The organism is Janibacter sp. Soil728 (genome assembly GCF_001428305.1).
Taxonomy (GTDB): Bacteria; Actinomycetota; Actinomycetes; order Actinomycetales; family Dermatophilaceae; genus Janibacter.
On sequence record NZ_LMRZ01000004.1, the window covers coordinates 695,025 to 713,983 of the forward strand.

The window sequence follows — 18,959 nt, forward strand, 5'->3', positions numbered from 1 at the left end:
CGTCACCATTGCGGTCACAAAGGAGGTTGTGGTCTTTGCGTTCGCGTCGTTGGAGTCTCGCGGCCCAGTTCCTCGTCTGGCAGCTCCTGGCCCTGCTGCTCGTGCTCGGCGTCGTCGCCGCCATCACCGTCCAGCAGTCCACCGAGGACTTCCGCTCCTCGCGGCAGACGCGGCTGCTCGCCGTGGCCGAGTCACTGGCCGCGACCCCTGTGGTCCGCTCCGAGCTGGTCGAAGGGGGTAACCGTCGCGCCCTCGAGGGGCAGATCGGCCGGGCGGCGAGCCTGTCCGGCGCGCGGCGGGTCCAGCTCGTGGGCCTGGACGGCACGGTCGCAGCATCGACCGACGCGAGTGAGACCGGGACCCGCGCGACACTGGGCGCGCCCGTGGCAGAGGGGCGCTCGTGGTCGGGAGACCTGAGCATCGACGGGGAGGAGACTGTGGGCGGTCAGGCCCCGGTGATCGGCGACGACGAGGAGGTCCTCGGGACCGCGCTGGTCGTCGAGGACTACCCGCCGTGGTCGGACCGACTGCTTGAGGCCGCGCCGGACCTGCTGCTCTTCCTCGGGGCGGCGGCCGCGCTCGGTGCGGCCGGTGCATTCGGCCTCTCGCGGCTGATCCGGCGGCAGACCCGCGGGCTGGAGCCGGCGGACATCGCCCGGCTCGCGGACCACCAGGAGGCGCTGCTCACGGGGATCCATGAGGGAGTCGTCGGGGTCAACGGTGTCGGCGTCATCACGCTCGTCAACACCTCTGCCCAGGAGCTGCTGGGCCTGGACGAGGGCGATGTCGGCAGATCGGTGACTGACCTCGACGTGCACCACGGGGTCGCGGCCTTCCTCGCCGAGGCCGGGGACAGCGATCCCACGCTCATCGTCGTCGAGGACCGCACCCTCGTCCTGACCCGACGGCGGACCTTCTTCGACGGACGCGCGGTCGGCACGGTGACGACGATGGTCGACCGGAGCGACCTGCTCGCCCTGCAGAGCCAGGTCTCGGCGCAGGCCAGCATCACCGATGCGCTGCGCGCGCAGACCCACGAGTTCGACAACCGGCTGCACACGATCTCGGGGCTCGTGCAGCTGGAGGAGTACGAGGAGGTCGTCGCGCTCATCGCGGACGTCAACCGTCGTCGCACGGAGATCAGTGACGCGGTGACCCGGTACGTCGAGGACCCGCGCGTCGCGGCGCTGCTCATCGCCAAGGTCACGGCCGCCTCCGAGGTCGGGATCGACCTGTCCATCGAGCCGGAGTCGAGCCTGCCCCGGTTGGACCCGGCCGCTGCGGCGGATGTCATCACGGTGATGGGCAATCTCATCGACAACGCCCTTGACGCCACCCGGGCCAACGGTGGGCACGAGTCGTCGGTTCGACTGACCGTGGAACCAGGCGGGGCGCCCAGGATCAGGGTCGCGGACACGGGGGCCGGGATCGCGCCCGAGGACATCGACCGGGTCTTCGAGCGTGGCTGGTCGACCAAGCCCACCGGCGCGGCCGGACGCGGGATCGGGCTCGCGCTCGTGCAGGCCGTATGCTCCCGTGGCGGTGGCCGGGTGACGGTCATGCAGGGAGACCACGGCGCCGTCTTCACCGCAACCCTGGGTGGCGTCGAGCTCCAGACGACCCGACGAGGGGAGGTGCCGGATGAGTGCGACCGTTGACGTCCTCGTCGTCGATGACGACTTCCTCGTCGTCAAGGTGCACACGCGATTCGTCGAGAGCGTGCCCGGCTTCAGGGTGGTCGCCACGGCCGCGTCCGGGCAGGCGGCGCTCGATGCGGTGCGTGATCACGGGCCGCAGCTGGTGCTCCTCGACGTGCACCTGCCCGACATGACGGGTATCGAGGTGCTGCGACGGCTGCGAGCCGAGGGAGCCGAGGTCGGGGTGCTCATGGTGACCGCGGCCCGTGAGGTCGAGCAGGTCCGGGCAGCCCGCAGCGGTGGAGCCTTCGGCTACCTGGTCAAACCCTTCGGGCAGATCGACCTGGCCGCGCGTCTCGAGGACTTCCGGTCCGAGCTGCAGCGGCTGGAGCAGGTCGACGCGCAGGAGGCCGAGCAGGAGGACATCGACGCGATCTTCGGGGGGACCCCTGGCGCGGCAGCAGCGTCGGCACCTCTGCCCAAGGGGCTGAGCGCAGAGACGGGTGAGCTCGTCCTGGCCGCCGTCCGGGAGTCGGGGGACCTCTCGGCGAGCGAGTGCGGGGACCTCGTCGGCCTGGCGCGCGTCACCGCTCGGAGGTACCTGGAGCACTTCGCTGCCACAGGTGTGCTCGACGGACGCCAGCAGTACGGCCGGGTCGGACGCCCCGAGCGGAGATACCGCTCACGAAACTCTGCGGCGGGTCCTACCCGCCGGTAAATTGCCGGCATGATCCTCCCTTCCCCCATGTCCGTGGGTCGTCGCGCCGCAGCAGCCGCGATCCTCGTCATCGGCCTCACTGCCGCTCCAGCGTCCGCGAGCACGGCGTCGCAGACGGGAGCAGACCCCTCTGCCTTCGTCTCGGACGATGAGATGCCCGCGTTCTACACCCCCCCGGAGCAGATCCCGGGGGAGCGCGGGGCGATCATCCGCAGCGAGCCGATGACCTACTACGGCGACGCTCTCCACGTCAGCGAGCTGCCCGGGACCGCCACCCGGATGATGTACACCTCGCGGGACCGGGGCGGCTCACCGCTCGCCGTGACCGGCACGGTGATCGTGCCCGACGAGCCGTGGACCGGAGACGGTGAGCGGCCCGTCATCGGGTACGCGGTGGGCACCCAGGGTCTGGCCGATCGGTGCGCGCCCTCCTACGCCGGCGCCTACGGCATCGAGTACGAGGTGGTGCTCATGCGCAACCTGCTGGACCAGGGTTACGCCCTCGCGATCACCGACTACGAAGGGCTGGGCACCCCCGGGCCACACACCTACATGAACCGCGAGGTCGAGGGCAAGGCCGTCATCGACTCCGTCCACGCCGCCCGCAACCTCCCGGGCTCCACCCTCGCCGCAGACGGACCGGTCGCCTTCGTCGGGTACTCGCAGGGCGGCGGCGGCGCGGCCTCAGCAGCCGAGCTGTCGCGCACGTACGCGCCCGAGCTCGACGTCAAGGGGACCTTCGCCGGAGCCGTTCCGGCCGACCTCGAGGCGCTGGTGGCCAACATCGACGGCGGCTTCAACTCGATGTTCACCGGCTACACCGTCGCTGGTATGGCCGACGGCTACGGCATCGACACCGATCCCATCCTCAACGACGCCGGCGAGCAGTACCTCGACGACGTGCGGGACAGCTGCACGCTCGACCTGCCGAAGTACGGCTTCCGACCCTTCACCTCTCTGACGACCGATGGCGAGTCCGCCGCGGAGCTCTTCCGCCAGCAGCCCTTCGCGGACGTGGTCGCGGAGCAGCGCATCGGCGAGCGTCGGCCCGAGGCGCCGGTGCTGGTCTACCATTCGGCACTCGACGAGATCGTCCCGTACGAGACCGGACGCACCCTCGCTCGAGACTGGTGCGATCTCGGGGCCCGCGTCACCTTCAAGACCGACCTGACACCCGGACACTTCCCCGCCTACGTGGCGGCGAGCCCGACGGTCAACGCCTTCCTCGACGACGTCTTCGCCGGCAAGACCACGTCCTCGTCCTGCTGGCGGCTCTGAGGCGAGGTCCGTCCGCATCGTGACCCGCGTCATGCTCGGCTGCGCTCAGGAGTATGGTGCTGGGCATGCGGACGGACCTCCTCCTTCTCTGCCGCGGCGAGGCCTGACACACGGCCACCTCGTCGCGGAGTTCGTGGTGCCGACCAGCACAGACCCCACGTGACGAAGGACGAAGCATGATCCACTCCCAGCTGCCGACCACGATGCCGGTGCGCAAGTACATCCCCTTCCAGGACCAGATCGCCGTCGATCTGCCCGATCGCACCTGGCCCGACCAGGTGATGACCCAGGCGCCCCGCTGGTGCGCGGTCGACCTGCGCGATGGCAACCAGGCCCTCATCGACCCGATGGACGCCGAGCGCAAGCTGACGATGTTCCAGCTGCTGGTCAAGATGGGCTACAAGGAGATCGAGGTCGGTTTCCCCAGCGCGAGCGAGACCGACTACAACTTCTGCCGCGAGCTGATCGACGGCGGGCACATCCCCGACGACGTGACGATCCAGGTGCTCACCCAGTGCCGCGACCACCTCATCGAGCGCACCTTCGACGCCATCGCGGGGAGCAGGCAGGCGATCGTCCACTTCTACAACTCGACCTCCGTGCTGCAGCGCCGGGTCGTCTTCAACAGCGACCAGGACGGCATCATCGACATCGCGCTGCAGGGCGCGCGGCTGTGCAAGAAGCTCGAGGAGACCATCCCCGACACGGACGTCTACTACGAGTACTCGCCGGAGTCCTACACGGGCACCGAGCTCGACTTCGCGGCGCGCATCTGCAACGAGGTCATCGACGTCATCGACCCGACGCCCGACCACAAGATGATCATCAACCTGCCGGCGACGGTCGAGATGGCCAGCCCCAATGTCTACGCCGACTCCATCGAGTGGATGAGCCGCAACCTCGAGCGCCGCGAGTCGATCATGCTCTCGCTGCACCCGCACAACGACCGAGGCGAAGGGGTGGCTGCCGCCGAGCTCGGCTACCTCGCCGGAGCCGACCGGATCGAGGGGTGCCTCTTCGGCAACGGCGAGCGCACTGGCAATGTCGACCTGGTGACGCTGGGGATGAACCTCTTCAGCCAGGGCATCGACCCGCAGATCGACTTCTCCCAGATGGACGAGATCCGTCGCACGGTCGAGCACTGCACCCAGCTGCCCGTGCACCCGCGCCACCCGTGGGGCGGCGACCTCGTGTACACCGCCTTCTCCGGGTCGCACCAGGACGCGATCAAGAAGGGCTTCGAGGACATGGAGGCGCGGGCCAAGGACGCCGGCACCGACGTCAACGGCATCGACTGGGGTGTGCCCTACCTGCCGATCGACCCGCACGACATCGGTCGCTCGTACGAGGCGGTCGTGCGCGTCAACAGCCAGTCCGGCAAGGGTGGTGTGGCCTACCTGCTGAAGTCCGAGCAGGGTCTGGACCTGCCGCGTCGCCTGCAGATGGAGTTCTCGGCCGTCGTGCAGCGCAAGACCGACGCCGACGGTGGCGAGATGAGTGGTCTGGCCCTGTGGGAGGTCTTCAACGACGAGTACCTGCACAGCGAGGACCGTGACGGCTGGGGTCGCTTCCAGCCGGTGCGCACCACGCTGACCGGTGAGGACAGCGGCCTCGACCGGATCGAGGGACACATCCTCGATGGCGGCAAGGAGGTCGAGATCGCGGGCAGCGGCAACGGCCCGATCGCCGCCTTCCTCGATGCACTCGCCCCGCTGGGGATCGACGTGCGGGTCCTCGACTACGCCGAGCACGCGCTGTCCGCCGGTGGCGACGCTCGCGCCGCGTCCTACGTCGAGTGCGCCGTCGGCGAGCGGGTGCTGTGGGGTGTCGGCCTGCACGACTCGATCGTCAAGGCCTCGCTGCGCGCGATCCTCTCCGCGGTCAACCGTGCCGAGCGGGATGCGCACGCCTGACCTGCGTCACCCGGGACCCAGGATTCTCGCCTGACCCGACACACCTCGCCTTGGCAAGAGTTTCACACTCTTGCCAAGGCGAGGTGTGTCTTGTCGAGCGTGCTGGCGGTGATGCTCCGCCGGGTCAGGCGATCCGTCCGGGATCGCGTCGACGGTGGATGGCGGCGCCCAGGAGACTGGTGAGCAGGAGCACCACGCCTGCCACGAGGAGCGCGCCCGCCGCGCCGAGCGACCCCTCGCCGAGGTCGAAGGCGGCCTGAGTGCTCGCTGCCGTCGCTGTCACGACTCCGACCGCCAGATGGGGCCAGGCCCGAGTCGCCGCGTATCCGGCGAGAGTCGCGACGGCCAGCAGACCGAGGGCGATGTAGGCCGGCGTGAGGTTGTCCCAGACGCCGTACACCGCTTGGGCGGCACCTGCGGCGAGGGCTCCGGCGGTGAGTCGACCGGTCTGTCGCGTGTAGAGGTGACCCGACTCCGCGAGTGCGACGAGGGCCAGTGCTGCGACCAGGAGCAACCCGCTGAAGAGCGCGTAGCTGAAGGACCACTCCCGGCCGGTCGCCAGAGAGGTCCCGAGGCCGACCCACGCCCCGGCCCCGGCGAGCAGGCCCACGACAGTGGGGGAGAGCAGGTAGCCCAGCAGGAGGACGACGAGGCCCACGCCGAAACCGAAGACCTCGATCCGCGGGCCTTCGTGGCCCAGCACCTGGGTGACGACGATGTGTGCGGCCCACCCTGCCAAGGTGCCGGCACCGACGAGCAGGGCGCCGGCCAACCGCCGACGCGCGTCGGTACTGGACATGCGGATGTGCCGGGGACCGTGGGCGAGCCCGACGACTGCTCCCGCCGCAGCCGCGAGGACCGCCGCCGCACCGGCCACGAGGCCGGCACGAGAGCCGGAGGTCAGTTGCGACCACTGGGTCCCGACGAAGAGGGCTGCGGCGGTGAAGACGAGCACCCCACCGACATAGGCGCTGATCTCCCCGGCCAGACGGCCACGCCCCGTGCTGCCCTGATCGGTGCCGCTCATGACGATGAGCGCACGGTCACGATCAGCAGGATCGATGATGCCTGCGGCCACGAGCTCGTCGACGGCCGTCACCGTGTGGACTGAGTGCGGATGAGCGGACATGGGATCCTCCTGCCCTGATGGGGCTCGGACGAGCGCCATGTCCCATCATCTCGGCACCGCGTCGCGAGCGGTATGGGTGGGATCACTCACCGGGGTCAGCGCACGCCGGCCACGCGGAACTGGATCGAGACGCGGGGCCCGACGGCGGCCGAGGTCTTGGGCACCGCGTGGTCCCAGGTGCGTTGGCAGGCGCCGCCCATGACGACGAGGTCGCCGTGGCCGAGGGCGACCCGCTGCGAGCGGCCACCGTCCCGTGGACGCAGGGTGAGGTGGCGGGCCGAGCCCAGGGAGACGATCGCGACCATCGTGTCCTCGTCACGACTGCGTCCGATGCGGTCGCCGTGCCAGGCGACCGAGTCCTCGCCGTGCCGGTACAGGCACAGCCCGGCGGTGACGAAGGGCTCGCCGAGCTCAGCCGCGTAGTGCTGCGAGAGCCGCTCACGCATGTCGGTGAGCAGCGGGTGGGGGAGGGGCGCACCTGCGCCGTAGAAGCAGGTCAGGCGAGGGACGTCGACGACCGAGTCGTACATCTGCCGGCGCTCGGCTCGCCACGGCACCTCGTGCAGGAGCGTGTCGAGCACCTCGTCGCTGCCGCAGGCCCAGCCGGGCACGAGGTCGAGCCACGCGGTCTCGTCGAGGAAGCGTCGGTGACGCCGCTCGAGATCGCCGAGCGTGGGGGACTCGGCCGTGTCGAAGAGCGAGGACTGGAGCGCCAGCATGCGTCAAGGCTAGCAGCAGGTCGAACGTGTGTTCGAGAGCCCGGCTCGGCGTGGGGGCGCGTGTCGTGTCCGTGCGAAGGGGGACAATGGGCCCGTGCCCCTCTACCGCGACTCCGGGGTCGTGCTGCGCACCCACAAGCTGGGTGAGGCCGACCGGATCATCACCGTGCTCACGCGCGGTCGCGGCAAGATCCGCGCGGTGGCGAAGGGGGTACGCCGCACCAAGTCCAAGTTCGGCGCCCGCCTCGAGCCCGGGATGCACGTCGACCTGCAGTGCTACGAGGGCCGCAACCTCGACACGGTGACCCAGACCGAGTCGATCGACGCGTGGGGCGATGTCATCGCTCGCGACTACGCGCGGTGGACCGCAGCCAGCGCGATCCTCGAGACTGCTGACCGGCTCACCGAGGAGCACGAGCCAACCGTCCAGCAGTACCTGCTGCTCGCCGGCGCGCTGCGCACCCTGGCCAACGACGACCACGCGTCCGAGCTCATCCTCGACGCCTATCTCCTGCGCGCGCTGGCCGTCGCGGGGTGGGCGCCGAGCTTCCACGACTGCGCGCAGTGCGGTGACGAGGGTCCGCACCGCGCCTTCCACGTCGCGTCCGGCGGGGTGCTCTGCCGCCTGTGCCGGGTGCCCGGATCGTCCTCGCCAGCACCCGAGACCCTCGACCTGCTCGCCGCGCTGCTCGCCGGTGACTGGGTCTCGGCCGATGGTTCGCTGGACCGGCACCGCCGCGAGGGCTCCGGCCTGACCTCCGCCTTCCTCCAGTGGCACCTCGAGCGCGGGGTGCTCTCCCTTCGTCACGTCGATCGCACCCGCGTCGACCAGACCCGACCGCAGAGGACCGGATGAGCCGCTACGAGACCCCCTTCGCCCATCCGAGCGGAGCGACGCCGCCGCCCGTGCCCGCGGACCTGGTCCCCGGGCATGTCGCGATCGTCATGGACGGCAACGGCCGCTGGGCCAACCAGCGGGGCCTGGCGCGGACCAAGGGGCACGAGGCGGGGGAGGGCGCGCTGCTCGACGTCGTCGCCGGCGCCCTCGACATCGGGGTGAAGCACCTGTCGACCTATGCCTTCTCGACGGAGAACTGGCGCCGTTCGCCCGAGGAGGTGCGCTTCCTCATGGGCTTCAACCGCGATGTCATCCGTCGGCGTCGCGACCAGCTGAATGCGTGGGGGGTACGCATGCGGTGGGTCGGCCGGCGCCCGCGCCTGTGGAGCTCGGTGATCAAGGAGCTCGAGACCGCTCAGGAGATGACCAAGGACAACGACGCGATGACGCTGTACTTCTGCGTCAACTACGGCGGTCGCGCCGAGATCGTCGACGGCGTGCGGCGCATCGCGGACGACGTCAAGGCCGGGCGGCTCAAGGGGTCGGGCATCGACGAGCGGACCATCGCGCGCTACCTCACCGAGCCGTCGATGCCCGACGTCGACCTCTTCCTGCGCAGCTCGGGGGAGCAGCGCACGAGCAACTTCCTGCTGTGGCAGTCCGCTTACGCCGAGATGGTCTTCCAGGACACGCTGTGGCCCGACTACGACCGACGCCACCTGTGGGCGGCCATCGAGACCTATGCCCAGCGCGAGCGGCGGTACGGGGCAGCGGTGGACGCGCCCGCGGGCTCCTAGTCAGGCCCGGTCGCTCACCGGCGCGTCCTCGGCGTGCCGGGCGCAGTGCGCGCAGCAGTAGAAGGTGTGGGTCGCGCCTGCTGCCACCACCTCGAAGGACTTGTCGTAGTCGTTGCCGCAGAGCTCGCACTGGGCCATGCCGTACTCCTTTGATCGGGAGGACCTCCCTACCCGAGGGTCCCGGGGTCAAACCGGGCGGTGCGCCCACCTCCGGTCGTGTGCTGCCATACGCTGGCGACACACGCGACCTGCGTTCATCGATCTGCCATCTGAGGAGAACGTATGTGTCGAGTTCTTGCCTACATCGGTCCGGAGATCTCGCTGGAGAATCTCTTGCTGAAGCCGGACAACAGCCTGATCAACCAGGCCCTCGACCCGGAGCGCCACCCGGAGCTCCAGCTGGCCGGCTGGGGCTTCGGCGCCTGGAGCGAGCACCTGCTCAAGCCGGAGGAGCCCTTCATCTACCGCCGGCCGATGGCCGCCTTCTACGACGACAACGCCACCCGGATGCTCCCCAGCCTCCAGGCCAGCACCATGCTGGCGCACGTGCGAGCGGCGGCCTATGACGCCAAGGTCGTCATGGCCGACGAGAACTGCCATCCCTTCTGCTTCGAGGGGACGCGGTGGATCGTGGCGCAGAACGGCTACCTGCCGGGCTGGCAGGTCCTGCAGCGGGAGCTGTTGCAGCACTGCAAGGACGAGTACCTGACACAGATGCTCGGCACGACCGACACGGAGTTCATCTACGCGCTCCTGCTGTCCCTGCTCGAGGGCGACGGTGACGAGGATGTCCAGCGCGCGGTCGAGGAGCTGCTGCGCCTGATCGCCAAGGCGATGAAGGACCTCGAGCTGCCGGGGCTGACCAAGCTGAAGATGGCCCTGGTCTCCCAGGACCGGGTCATCGGGATCAACTGGGGTCTCGGGCACGACGGTGAGGTCGACCCGTCAGGGGACTGGCAGGAGCTGCGCACCGCTGGCCCCGGCACCGACGAGTTCGCCCTGTCCATGCTCCTGGAGCCGATGTACCTGTTGCTGGGCCGCAACTTCCAGCACGACGAGGCGAACTACGGCTTCCAGGAGTGCACCGAGGATCAGGCCACGGCGGCCCTCTTCGCCTCCGAGCCGCTGAGCGAGGACGGCGACGACTGGATCCCACTGGAGTACGGGTCGATCATGTTCCTCGCCAAGGACGGCAAGCACATCACCAAGTCCGTCAAGCAGCTCCAGCTCTAGGTCGACGGCCCGGAGGCGCACTCCGCGCAACGACCGAACAGCTCGATCGTGTGCGCGACATCGGTGAAGCCGTGCTCGGCGCTCACCCGCTCGGCCCAGCGCTCGACGGCCGCACCCTCCACCTCCTCGGTCCTGCCGCAGTCGCGGCAGACGAGGTGGTGGTGGTGACCGGTGCTGCAGCGGCGGTAGACCTGCTCGCCGTCGTCGGTGCGAAGGGAGTCGAGCGCGTCCTCGTCGACCATCGCCTGCAGGGTCCGGTAGACGGTCGCCAGACCGATCTTGTCACCGCCCGCGACCAGGCTGGAGTGGATCTCCTGGGCAGAACGGAACTCGTCGTACCGGTCGACGTCCGCCTCGATCGCGGTGCGCTGCCGGGTGGGCCGGCGGGTGCGGGTGTCGGTCATCGGTGGCTCCTCTCGAGCGTTGGGTCCTCGTGGTCGGTGTGGTCGGGGCCGTGCTCGTCCCAGTGGTCGCCGTGCCGTGCGTGGCGGTGCCCGTCGTGGAGGAAGTCGACGTGGTCACCGTGCAGGACCACGTCGTGGCCGCACTCCTCCCAATGGACGTGCTCGTGCGCCTCCGCGGCGAGATGGCGCCGCCGGGTGAGGGCCCGCACGGCCGTCACCAGGCACGCGGCCGCGACGAAGACGGCGATGGCCATCAGCACGATCGTTGCGCCGGAGGGTGTGTCGGCGTAGAAGCTCGTGACGACGCCCCCGACGCTCGTCAGCGTGCCGACGAGCACGGCCCACAGCAGGCTCCCGCGGAAGGAGCGCCCGAGGTACTGCCCGGTGGCATTGGGCAGGATCATCAGGGCACTGATGAGCAGCAGGCCGATGACCCGCATCGAGATGACGACGGTGACCCCGGTGAGCACGGCGAGCAGGATGTTGGTCGCGAGGACGGGCAGACCCGAGGCGTGGGCGTACTCCTCGTCCTGGGCGACGGCGAAGAGGCGGTCGCGCAGCACGAGCACCGTGACGAGCACGACCGCTGCGAGGACCGCGAACTGCACGAGGTCGCTGCGCGTGACCGTGGTCAGGGCGCCGAAGAGGTACCCCTGCAGGTTGGTGGCCGAGCCGGTGGGCGCCTTGGCGATGATGACGACACCCGCGGCGAGACCGCCGTAGAACATCACGGCGAGGGCCAGGTCGCCCCCCGTGCGGCCGAGGTGGCGCAGCAGCTCGATGGCGACGGCGGCCAGGACGACGACGACGAGCGCCGTGAGGACCGGACTCGTGCTCGTCAGCAGGCCGATGCCGACGCCGGCGAGGGCCACGTGGCCCATGCCGTCGCCGATGAGGGACATGCCGCGCTGGACGAGGAAGACCCCGACGAGGGGCGCGGAGGCACCGACGAGCAGCGCGGCCAGGAGGGCATTGCGCATGAACTCGAGACTGAGGATGTCGATCATCGGGGTCCCCCCTTCGTCGTGAGGATCGTGGTGGGCACCGACGTCGGGGGAGAGTCGTCCTCGTCGTCGTGGTGGGCGTGCGCGTCGTCACCGGGCGAGAGCTGCTCCGGTGCCCCGTCGAAGCTGATGCCGCCGCCGCGCACGACGACCGCGCGGGTGACGATCTCGGCCAGGGCGTCCAGCTCGTGGGTGACGATGACCAGGGTCGCGCCGCGCTCGACGAGACGGCGCATCACGGCGACGAGGACCTGCTGGTGCCCGCGGTCGACGCCAGCGGTCGGCTCGTCCATGAGGAAGACCTCCGGTTCGCTGGCGAGGGCCCGCGCGATGAGGACGCGACGTTGCTGCCCGCCGGAGAGGGTCGCCACATCGTGCGACGCGAGGTCGCCCAGTCCCACGACCGCGAGCGACTCCTCGACCAAGGACCGGTCGGCGGCGGAGCGGCTGCGCCACGGCGCCCACCACGGCGTACGGACGGTGCGTCCCATGGTGACGATCTCGGCGGCCGTGGCGCGGACGGCAGACGCGAGGGTGTGGCGCTGCGGGACATACCCGATGCCGGCGCGCGCCTCGGCGCTGCCGGCCTCGTGGCCCAGGATCCGGGAGCTGCCGTCGTGCCGCTCGGCCAGCCCCAGCAAGCCCTTGACGAGAGTGGACTTGCCGGCGCCGTTGGGTCCGAGCACCGCGACGACCTCACCGCGGTGGACGGTGAGGTCGAGGCCGCTCACGACGGTGCGGTCTCCGTAGCCGAAGGCCGCTCCGGAGAGCTGGATGACGGGTGGGGTCGTGCTCAACTGCACCCCTGTCCCTTGCGGACGGTCGCCAGGTTGCTGCGCATGATCTCAACGTAGTCCGATCCGGCGGACTCGTCGGTCAGGCCCTCGATGGGGTCGAGCACGGCGACCTTGGCCCCGGAGTCGCGGGCGATGGTCTTGGCCACATCGGCAGGCACGAGGGTCTCGGCGTACACGGTGCCGATCTTCTCGTCCTTGACGTGCTTGATGAGGTCGGCGAGCGCGCTGGGGCTCGGCTCGCTGTCGGGGGAGAGGCCGCTCACCGACTCCTGGTGGAAGCCGTAGCGGTCGGCGAAGTAGCCGAAGGCCGAGTGCCCCGTCACGAGGTCCTCGCTGCGGCAGGTGCTCAGGCCCTGCTCGAGGTCCCGGTCGAGCGTGTCGAGCTCGGCCGTGAACGCCTTGGCATTGGCCCGGTAGTCGGCCGCGTGGTCCGGGTCGATCTCGGCGAACCGGTCGGCGATCGCGTCGACCACGTCGGCGTACCGCGTCGGGTCGAGCCAGAAGTGGGGGTCGACGCTGCCGTGGTCGTGGCCCTCGTGGTCGCCTCCTTCGCCCTCGCCCTCGCCCTCGTCCTCGTGCTGTGCCGGCTCGAGGTCGAGGCGGGCGAAGGGGGAGACGTCGAAGGCGGCGTCCCCGGCCTCCTTGGAGGCGTCGTCGACCGACGGCTGGAAGTCCTTGAGGTAGACCAGTGCGTCCGCCTTGGTCGCATCAAGGGTCTGCTTGGGGGTGAGCTCGAGGTCGTGGGGCTCGGCGCCCGGCTTGGTGAGGTTGGTGACGTCGACGTGGTCGCCGCCGACCTGCTGGGCGGCGTGCTGGAGAGGGTAGAAGCTCGTCGCGACCGACAGCCGCTCACCGCCACCGCTCCCACTGTCGCCGCTGCCGCTGCCGCAGCCGGTGAGGGCGAGGACGGCGGCCGAGACAGACAGGACGATGCGATTGATCTTCATGAGAACGATTCTCACCAATGATGAGAACCGTTGTCAACTCATGGGGTCAGCGGGGGAAGAGCTTGATCGCCGCCAGAGCGAGGACGAGCACGATCACGGCAGCTCGCATGAGCACCTCGCTCGTCGTCAGGCGCGGCCAGCTGAGGGCCAGCATCCACAGCAGGAAGAGGACGACCAGCCCGAGCGGGATGGCACCCCACGGGCCGAGGAAGGCACCGACGAGCACGAGCAGGAAGACGGCGACGATCGGCACGAGCGGTGGCAGGTGCGCGAGGAACCGGGTCGCCGGCAGGCTGGCACGCTCGAAGGCATTGGTCGCGACGGGCTCGGGACGGGGCGTAGGACTGCTGGACACCCCCACAGGGTAGGCGGCCCGATGCGGTTGTCCGACGCAGTCCCGGATAACCTCTCCCACATGGCCAAGCAGACCTCCACCGTGGACACCGTCGTCAACCTGTGCAAGCGCAGAGGCTTCGTCTTCCCCTGCGGTGAGATCTATGGCGGGACCAAGTCCGCCTGGGACTACGGACCACTCGGTGTGGAGCTGAAGGAGAACATCAAGCGTCAGTGGTGGAAGTCGATGGTCACCGGCCGCGACGACGTCGTCGGCCTGGACTCCTCGATCATCCTGCCGCGCGAGACCTGGGTCGCCTCGGGTCACGTCGGGACCTTCACGGACCCGCTCACCGAGTGCCTCAACTGCCACAAGCGTCATCGTCAGGACCACCTGCAGGAGGCCGTGGCCGACAAGGCGGCGAAGAAGGGGCAGGAGATCGACCCCGATCAGATTCCCCTCAGCGAGATCGTCTGCCCCGACTGCGGCACCCGCGGCCAGTGGACCGAGGCCCGCGAGTTCAACATGATGCTCAAGACCCACCTCGGGGTCATCGAGGACGCGTCCGGGCTGCACTACCTGCGCCCCGAGACTGCCCAGGGCATCTTCACCAACTTCAACAACGTGCTGCAGACCTCGCGCAAGAAGCCGCCCTTCGGCATCGCGCAGACCGGCAAGTCCTTCCGCAACGAGATCACGCCGGGCAACTTCATCTTCCGCACCCGCGAGTTCGAGCAGATGGAGATGGAGTTCTTCGTCAAGCCGGGCGAGGACGAGGACTGGCACCAGTACTGGATCGAAGAGCGCACCCGCTGGTACACCGACCTGGGCATCAACCCCGACAACCTGCGCCACTACGAGCACGCTCAAGAAAAGCTGAGCCACTACTCCAAGCGCACCGTCGACATCGAGTACCGCTTCAACTTCGCCGGCAGCGAGTGGGGCGAGCTCGAGGGCATCGCCAACCGCACCGACTTCGACCTCTTGAGCCACAGCAAGCACTCCGGGACCGACCTGGTCTTCTACGACCAGGCCAACAACGAGCGCTACACGCCCTATGTCATCGAGCCGGCGGCCGGCCTGTCGCGCTCGATCATGACCTTCCTCGTCGACGCCTATGCCGAGGACGAGGCCCCCAACTCGAAGGGGGGCGTGGACAAGCGCACCGTCCTGCGCCTGGACCACCGGCTGGCTCCCGTCAAGGCCGCCGTCCTGCCGCTGTCGCGCAATGCAGACCTGTCGCCCAAGGCGCGTGACCTCGCGGCCCAGCTGCGCAAGAGCTGGAATGTCGACTTCGACGACGCCCAGGCGATCGGCAAGCGCTACCGCCGCCAGGACGAGATCGGCACCCCCTTCTGCATCACCGTCGACTTCGACACGCTCGAGGACAACGCGGTGACCATCCGCGAGCGTGACTCGATGGCGCAGGAGCGGATCTCGATCGACCAGGTCGAGGCCTACCTCGCGCCGAAGCTGCTCGGGTCCTGACCCGATGAGCCGGACGGCCCAGCCGATCCGGCTGCTGCTCGTCCACGGCAGCCGCCTCAACGCGGCCGCGTGGATCCCGCTCGAGGAGGTCCTCCTCGGCCGCATCGTCTGCGATCACGTCGACCTGCCCGGGCACGGGCTGGCCAGCGGCGAGCCCTTCACGATGGCCGGAGCACTCGAGGTCGTCGGCGACGCGATCCGTTCCCTCGAGCCGGACCGGCACCGGGTCGTCCTCGCGGGGCACAGCCTCGGTGGCTATGTCGCGATGGACTGGGCCGCGCAGAACCACGACGTCCTCGCCGGACTCGTGCTCATGGGGTCGACCGCCCAGCCCTCCTCGCGGCTCGCTGCCATCTACCGGGCCTTCGGCAGTGCCCTGCGCGCGGGCCTGGTGGACGAGCGGCGCGCCTCCTCGCTGATGGAGACCGACGCCGCCTCGCTGCGCCGGATCATCGGCGCGCGCACAGCGACAGCGGTCACCGAACGGGGCCCGGGTCTGGCCGCCATCCCTGATGCGTGGGATGCCGTGATCGACGGCGTGGACCTCAGTGCGCTCAGCCGGATCGACGTCCCGATCCTCGCGATCAACGGCGAGTTCGACCAGTTCCGGGTGGGCGAAGGGAGGGCCCGTCGCCTGCGTCAGGACCTCGAGATCGTCCACGTGGCCGGGGCCACGCACTTCGCGCCGATGACCCACCCGGCCCCGGTGGCCCGGGCCATCGCGGAGTTCGTCAGCTCCCTGCCGCCGAGCTGATCAGGCCATGAACCGGCGCAGGGACTCGACGAGGTCCTGACGCGGGTGGGCGGGGTTGAGCTGCTCCACCGACAGGCGCCCGTGGAGGGCGTCGAGGCCCCCCGGGTCGCTGGACTGGAGGTGGAGGACCGGGTCCCAGGAGGCGTCGACGGAGCGGATCGCCGCGCGGGTCCGCTCGTCGTCGAGGGCATCGATCATGGCGCGGAAGCAGCCGCCCGAGCGGGCCCTCGCGTCGCCGAGCGCCGGATCACGCCGCAGCGCCTCCATCTGCCGGGTGACGGCCGCGACGGACGGCGCGGCCAGCCCCTCTGCCCACTCGCTCCAGCACCATCGGAGGTACTCCTCGTCGGCGCCGGGCGCGAGGGCCGCCAGTCGCTCCTCCGTGTGTGCCATGGGCACGATGGTCATCGGGTCGCTGTCGGTGCCGAGGCACACCGTGTAGAGGGTGGACCCGCGCCACGGACCGAGCGCGGCCGGCAGGTCGACGACGAGCGCCGCCACGAGGGACTCGGTCAGGCGGGCGAAGGGGGTCACTCGCCCGTGGCGACCGGTCGGCTCGGGTCGGTGATCCAGTCGCTCCAGCTGCCGACGTAGAGGTCGGCCTCGACCCCTGCCTCGTGCAGGGCCAGCGCAGTGTGGGCCGCGCTGATGCCGGAGCCGCAGTAGGTCCCGACGACGGTCACCTCGTCGATGTCCAGCTGGCCGAAGCGTGCCCGCAGCTCCTTGGCCGGGCGCAGTCGCCCGTCGTCGGTCACCAGCTCGGCCATCGGCACGTTGACCGCGCCGGGGATGTGCCCGGCGACGGGGTCGATGGGCTCGTCCTCCCCGCGGAAGCGCTCAGGGGAGCGGGCGTCGACGAGTACGCCGAGCTTGGCGGTGGCCGCCGCATCGTCAGCGTCCAGCGCGACGAGCTCGTCGGGGTCGAGGACGACGTCACCCGGCTCCGGCTCGACCGGCTCGGTGCTCACCGGGCCACCCGCGGCCCGCCACGCGGCGAGCCCGCCATCGAGCACCAGGACCTCCTCGATGCCCGCCCAGCGCAGGACCCACCAGGCGCGGGCAGCGCCGAGGGAGGGCTGCTGGTCGTAGACGACGACGACGGAGTCGGTCTGGACACCGGCCGCGCGCAGCCCGTCCTGCAGCGTCTCCACATCGGGAAGGGGGTGTCGCCCCCCTTCGCCCGCGGGTCCGGCGAGCACGGTGTCGAGGTCGACGAAGGGAGCGCCCGGCACGTGGCCGGCCGCGTAGAGCCCGGGGCCCTCACCGCTCAGCGTGTACTGCACGTCGAGGACGACGAGCTTGGGGTTGTTGGCGATCTCGTCCTGCAGGTCGGTGGGGGTGATCAGGGCACTCACGGGGTCTCCTCGTGGTCGTCGGTCAGGGGTTGGATCGGGACCTCGTAGTCGCCGAAGTCGTCGTACGAGCGAGGGTCCTCGCGCGGCTCGATGTGGGTGGTGATCTCCAGGTCCTCGAACTCCTCCTGCAGCGAGCGTTCGACGTCCTCGACGACGTCGTGCGCCCGACGCACGGACCACGAACCGGGGACGAGGACGTGCATCTCGGCGAAGGACAGGTGCCCGGCGCCGCGGGTGCGCAGGCCGTGGAAGTCGACATCGTCGGTGCGTCGCGCGTCGAGGGCAGCGGCGATCGCCGCATTGATCTCGGGGTCGAGTGCCTCGTCCATGAGGCCACGGCCCGACTCGCTGATGAGCTTCCACCCGGTCCAGATGATGTTGAGTCCGACGAGCATGGCCACGAGGGGGTCGAGCCGGTCGATGCCGGTGACGACGACGAGGATGACGCCGACGATCACCCCGACGGAGGTCCACACGTCGGTGAGCAGGTGCTGCCCGTCGGCGCGCAGCGTGATCGACCGGTGCCTGCGGCCGGCGCGCAGGAGCACGAAGGCGACGGCGCCGTTGATGATCGAGGCGACGACCGAGATCGCCAGGCCGATGCCGGCCTGCTCGATCGGCTGCGGGTCGAGCAGGCGGGTGATCGACTGCCAGATGATGAAGCTCGCGGCGACGAAGATCATGCCGCCCTCGATGGCGGCTGAGAAGTACTCCGCCTTGGTGTGGCCGTAGTGGTGGTTGTCGTCGGCTGCACGGGCCGCGACGCGCAGCGCGATGAGCATGGCGATGGCCGCCACGAGGTTGACGATCGACTCGGCGGCGTCGGCCAGCAGGCCGACGGAGTCGGTGACGTACCAGGCGCCGGTCTTCAGGGCGATGGTCGCCAGGGCAGCGGCGATCGACAGCCAGGCAAACTTCTCGAGACTGGTCCGGCTGGTCCGGGGGGAGGTGCTCACGTGGTCAGCACGACCATCACGACGACGATGAGCACGGGCGCGAGGATCAGCGCGAGCACCGCCCACCCGAGCGGCCGCCCGAGGTTGATCGTGGTCCCCATGCCCAGGCGCCTGCTGACGAGGACGTCCGGGTCGTCCGGGTTGGCGTAGACCAGGCCACCGAGCCGCCAGTGCTCGCGGTCCGGATCGCCCTCGAGCTCCCGGCGGCTCATCCTGACCGTGACGACCACGAACCACACCGTCGCGGCGAGGACGGCGACGAGGAAGGCCCACAGGACCCACGGGGCGGGCACGGCGTCGTCAGCGAGGTACTCGCTCAGGCACATCAGGCTCACCCCGCCCCCGATGGCGCAGCCGAGGGCCGCGAGCGGTGAACGGATGCCGGCGCCCTTGCCGGGGATGGCCAGGGCCAGGGCGAGCAGGACCACAGCGGACAGCTGGCCGATGACGAGCGGCCCGAGGACGGTGGCCCACGACTTGGTGCCGAAGGCGTCGGGTGCACCGGAGAAGCCGAAGTGCGTCGGGTAGCGCTCGGGCAGCGCGTCATAGCGCAGCACGCCGGTGACGACCGCTGCGACCCCGAGCGCGAGGCACAGCAGTGCCCACAGGAGGACGGGGCGAGTGCGAGGAGATGGCGAGTCCACGTACGCGATTGTCC

21 protein-coding genes are annotated in these 18,959 nt (G+C 70.0%); 9 read left to right on the plus strand and 12 right to left on the minus strand.

Annotated features, from left to right (window positions below; all coding sequences use genetic code 11):
* The first annotated feature begins 35 nt into the window (after positions 1-35).
* From ASG73_RS10120 to leuA, 4 genes are all read left to right on the plus strand, one after another.
* Positions 36-1,658, plus strand: coding sequence for a sensor histidine kinase (locus ASG73_RS10120; RefSeq protein WP_200946747.1), 1,623 nt, complete (start codon positions 36-38; stop codon positions 1,656-1,658).
* Positions 1,642-2,355 carry a response regulator gene (locus tag ASG73_RS10125; protein WP_055994137.1) on the plus strand — a complete coding sequence of 238 codons (714 nt, stop codon included), beginning with the start codon at positions 1,642-1,644 and terminating at the stop codon, positions 2,353-2,355. Before ASG73_RS10120 ends, ASG73_RS10125 begins: the two co-directional genes overlap by 17 nt.
* A 9-nt stretch (positions 2,356-2,364) precedes the next feature.
* The gene (locus tag ASG73_RS10130) at positions 2,365-3,633 is read left to right on the plus strand and encodes a lipase family protein (protein WP_156466237.1); all 1,269 of its coding nucleotides are present in this window, start codon (positions 2,365-2,367) and stop codon (positions 3,631-3,633) included.
* 176 nt (positions 3,634-3,809) lie between these two features.
* Positions 3,810-5,546 carry a 2-isopropylmalate synthase gene (leuA, locus tag ASG73_RS10135; RefSeq protein WP_055994141.1) on the plus strand — a complete coding sequence of 579 codons (1,737 nt, stop codon included), beginning with the start codon at positions 3,810-3,812 and terminating at the stop codon, positions 5,544-5,546.
* Positions 5,547-5,670: 124 nt separating this feature from the next.
* On the opposite strand, the gene ASG73_RS10140 is transcribed toward leuA, so the two are convergent.
* The gene (locus ASG73_RS10140) at positions 5,671-6,675 is read right to left on the minus strand and encodes a DUF2157 domain-containing protein (RefSeq protein ID WP_162253976.1); all 1,005 of its coding nucleotides are present in this window, start codon (positions 6,673-6,675) and stop codon (positions 5,671-5,673) included.
* Between the two features lie 95 nt (positions 6,676-6,770).
* Entirely contained in the window at positions 6,771-7,394 is a 624-nt protein-coding gene (locus ASG73_RS10145; protein ID WP_055994145.1) for an alpha-ketoglutarate-dependent dioxygenase AlkB, read from the minus strand.
* Positions 7,395-7,488: 94 nt separating this feature from the next.
* Between ASG73_RS10145 and recO the strand changes: the two genes are divergently transcribed.
* Both recO and ASG73_RS10155 read left to right on the plus strand, forming a co-directional pair.
* Positions 7,489-8,250 (plus strand): DNA repair protein RecO, encoded by a 762-nt coding sequence (recO, locus tag ASG73_RS10150; RefSeq protein WP_055994147.1) that lies wholly within the window; start codon positions 7,489-7,491, stop codon positions 8,248-8,250.
* Positions 8,247-9,029: an isoprenyl transferase gene (locus ASG73_RS10155; RefSeq protein WP_055994149.1), complete on the plus strand. Its 783-nt coding sequence runs from the start codon at positions 8,247-8,249 to the stop codon at positions 9,027-9,029. The genes recO and ASG73_RS10155 overlap by 4 nt, the downstream gene beginning before the upstream one ends.
* Here the strand turns inward: ASG73_RS10155 and ASG73_RS18180 are convergent, their stop codons facing one another.
* Positions 9,030-9,167 (minus strand): hypothetical protein, encoded by a 138-nt coding sequence (locus tag ASG73_RS18180; RefSeq protein WP_200946749.1) that lies wholly within the window; start codon positions 9,165-9,167, stop codon positions 9,030-9,032.
* A 144-nt stretch (positions 9,168-9,311) separates the two neighbouring features.
* Here ASG73_RS18180 and ASG73_RS10160 point away from each other — a divergent pair, with 144 nt between their 5' ends.
* Positions 9,312-10,262, plus strand: a complete 951-nt coding sequence (locus tag ASG73_RS10160) for a class II glutamine amidotransferase (RefSeq protein WP_055994151.1) — start codon at positions 9,312-9,314, stop codon at positions 10,260-10,262.
* On the opposite strand, the gene ASG73_RS10165 is transcribed toward ASG73_RS10160, so the two are convergent.
* From ASG73_RS10165 to ASG73_RS10185, 5 genes are read right to left on the minus strand one after another with little or no spacing between them, the layout of a single operon-like run.
* Entirely contained in the window at positions 10,259-10,666 is a 408-nt protein-coding gene (locus tag ASG73_RS10165; protein ID WP_055994153.1) for a Fur family transcriptional regulator, read from the minus strand. The two genes, ASG73_RS10160 and ASG73_RS10165, sit on opposite strands and share 4 nt — an antisense overlap.
* On the minus strand, positions 10,663-11,673 hold the full coding sequence (locus tag ASG73_RS10170) for a metal ABC transporter permease (RefSeq protein ID WP_055994156.1): 1,011 nt from the start codon (positions 11,671-11,673) through the stop codon (positions 10,663-10,665). Before ASG73_RS10170 ends, ASG73_RS10165 begins: the two co-directional genes overlap by 4 nt.
* On the minus strand, positions 11,670-12,473 hold the full coding sequence (locus tag ASG73_RS10175) for a metal ABC transporter ATP-binding protein (RefSeq protein ID WP_156466238.1): 804 nt from the start codon (positions 12,471-12,473) through the stop codon (positions 11,670-11,672). Before ASG73_RS10175 ends, ASG73_RS10170 begins: the two co-directional genes overlap by 4 nt.
* Positions 12,464-13,414, minus strand: coding sequence for a metal ABC transporter substrate-binding protein (locus tag ASG73_RS10180; protein WP_055994158.1), 951 nt, complete (start codon positions 13,412-13,414; stop codon positions 12,464-12,466). The genes ASG73_RS10175 and ASG73_RS10180 overlap by 10 nt, the downstream gene beginning before the upstream one ends.
* 46 nt (positions 13,415-13,460) lie before the next feature.
* A complete protein-coding gene (locus ASG73_RS10185; RefSeq protein WP_156466239.1) occupies positions 13,461-13,769 on the minus strand; it encodes a DUF6703 family protein in 309 nt (102 codons plus the stop codon).
* Positions 13,770-13,829: 60 nt separating this feature from the next.
* Here ASG73_RS10185 and ASG73_RS10190 point away from each other — a divergent pair, with 60 nt between their 5' ends.
* Positions 13,830-15,236, plus strand: a complete 1,407-nt coding sequence (locus ASG73_RS10190) for a glycine--tRNA ligase (RefSeq protein WP_055994162.1) — start codon at positions 13,830-13,832, stop codon at positions 15,234-15,236.
* A gap of 4 nt (positions 15,237-15,240) precedes the next feature.
* Positions 15,241-15,990, plus strand: coding sequence for an alpha/beta fold hydrolase (locus ASG73_RS10195; RefSeq protein ID WP_055994163.1), 750 nt, complete (start codon positions 15,241-15,243; stop codon positions 15,988-15,990).
* Here ASG73_RS10195 and ASG73_RS10200 read toward each other — a convergent pair whose 3' ends face one another.
* Genes ASG73_RS10200 through ASG73_RS10215 form a run of 4 tightly spaced genes read right to left on the minus strand, consistent with a single transcriptional unit; the run spans position 15,991 to position 18,945 of the window.
* Complete coding sequence (locus ASG73_RS10200; RefSeq protein WP_055994164.1) at positions 15,991-16,524, minus strand: DUF4303 domain-containing protein; 534 nt, start codon at positions 16,522-16,524, stop codon at positions 15,991-15,993.
* Complete coding sequence (locus ASG73_RS10205; RefSeq protein ID WP_055994165.1) at positions 16,521-17,345, minus strand: sulfurtransferase; 825 nt, start codon at positions 17,343-17,345, stop codon at positions 16,521-16,523. The genes ASG73_RS10200 and ASG73_RS10205 overlap by 4 nt, the downstream gene beginning before the upstream one ends.
* Entirely contained in the window at positions 17,342-18,301 is a 960-nt protein-coding gene (locus tag ASG73_RS10210) for a cation diffusion facilitator family transporter (RefSeq protein WP_055994167.1), read from the minus strand. The genes ASG73_RS10205 and ASG73_RS10210 overlap by 4 nt, the downstream gene beginning before the upstream one ends.
* The gene (locus tag ASG73_RS10215) at positions 18,298-18,945 is read right to left on the minus strand and encodes a DUF1648 domain-containing protein (protein ID WP_055994169.1); all 648 of its coding nucleotides are present in this window, start codon (positions 18,943-18,945) and stop codon (positions 18,298-18,300) included. Before ASG73_RS10215 ends, ASG73_RS10210 begins: the two co-directional genes overlap by 4 nt.
* Positions 18,946-18,959 lie beyond the last annotated feature (14 nt).

Bases quoted from the DNA above. Each gene is read 5' to 3' on its own strand.
- ASG73_RS10125 (WP_055994137.1), top strand. From the start codon at position 1,642: ATGAGTGCGACCGTTGACGTCCTCGTCGTCGATGACGACTTCCTCGTC.
- ASG73_RS10130 (WP_156466237.1), top strand. From the start codon at position 2,365: ATGATCCTCCCTTCCCCCATGTCCGTGGGTCGTCGCGCCGCAGCAGCC.
- leuA (WP_055994141.1), top strand. From the start codon at position 3,810: ATGATCCACTCCCAGCTGCCGACCACGATGCCGGTGCGCAAGTACATC.
- ASG73_RS10140 (WP_162253976.1), bottom strand. From the start codon at position 6,675: ATGTCCGCTCATCCGCACTCAGTCCACACGGTGACGGCCGTCGACGAG.
- ASG73_RS10145 (WP_055994145.1), bottom strand. From the start codon at position 7,394: ATGCTGGCGCTCCAGTCCTCGCTCTTCGACACGGCCGAGTCCCCCACG.
- ASG73_RS10155 (WP_055994149.1), top strand. From the start codon at position 8,247: ATGAGCCGCTACGAGACCCCCTTCGCCCATCCGAGCGGAGCGACGCCG.
- ASG73_RS18180 (WP_200946749.1), bottom strand. From the start codon at position 9,167: ATGGCCCAGTGCGAGCTCTGCGGCAACGACTACGACAAGTCCTTCGAG.
- ASG73_RS10160 (WP_055994151.1), top strand. From the start codon at position 9,312: ATGTGTCGAGTTCTTGCCTACATCGGTCCGGAGATCTCGCTGGAGAAT.
- ASG73_RS10165 (WP_055994153.1), bottom strand. From the start codon at position 10,666: ATGACCGACACCCGCACCCGCCGGCCCACCCGGCAGCGCACCGCGATC.
- ASG73_RS10170 (WP_055994156.1), bottom strand. From the start codon at position 11,673: ATGATCGACATCCTCAGTCTCGAGTTCATGCGCAATGCCCTCCTGGCC.
- ASG73_RS10180 (WP_055994158.1), bottom strand. From the start codon at position 13,414: ATGAAGATCAATCGCATCGTCCTGTCTGTCTCGGCCGCCGTCCTCGCC.
- ASG73_RS10190 (WP_055994162.1), top strand. From the start codon at position 13,830: ATGGCCAAGCAGACCTCCACCGTGGACACCGTCGTCAACCTGTGCAAG.
- ASG73_RS10195 (WP_055994163.1), top strand. From the start codon at position 15,241: ATGAGCCGGACGGCCCAGCCGATCCGGCTGCTGCTCGTCCACGGCAGC.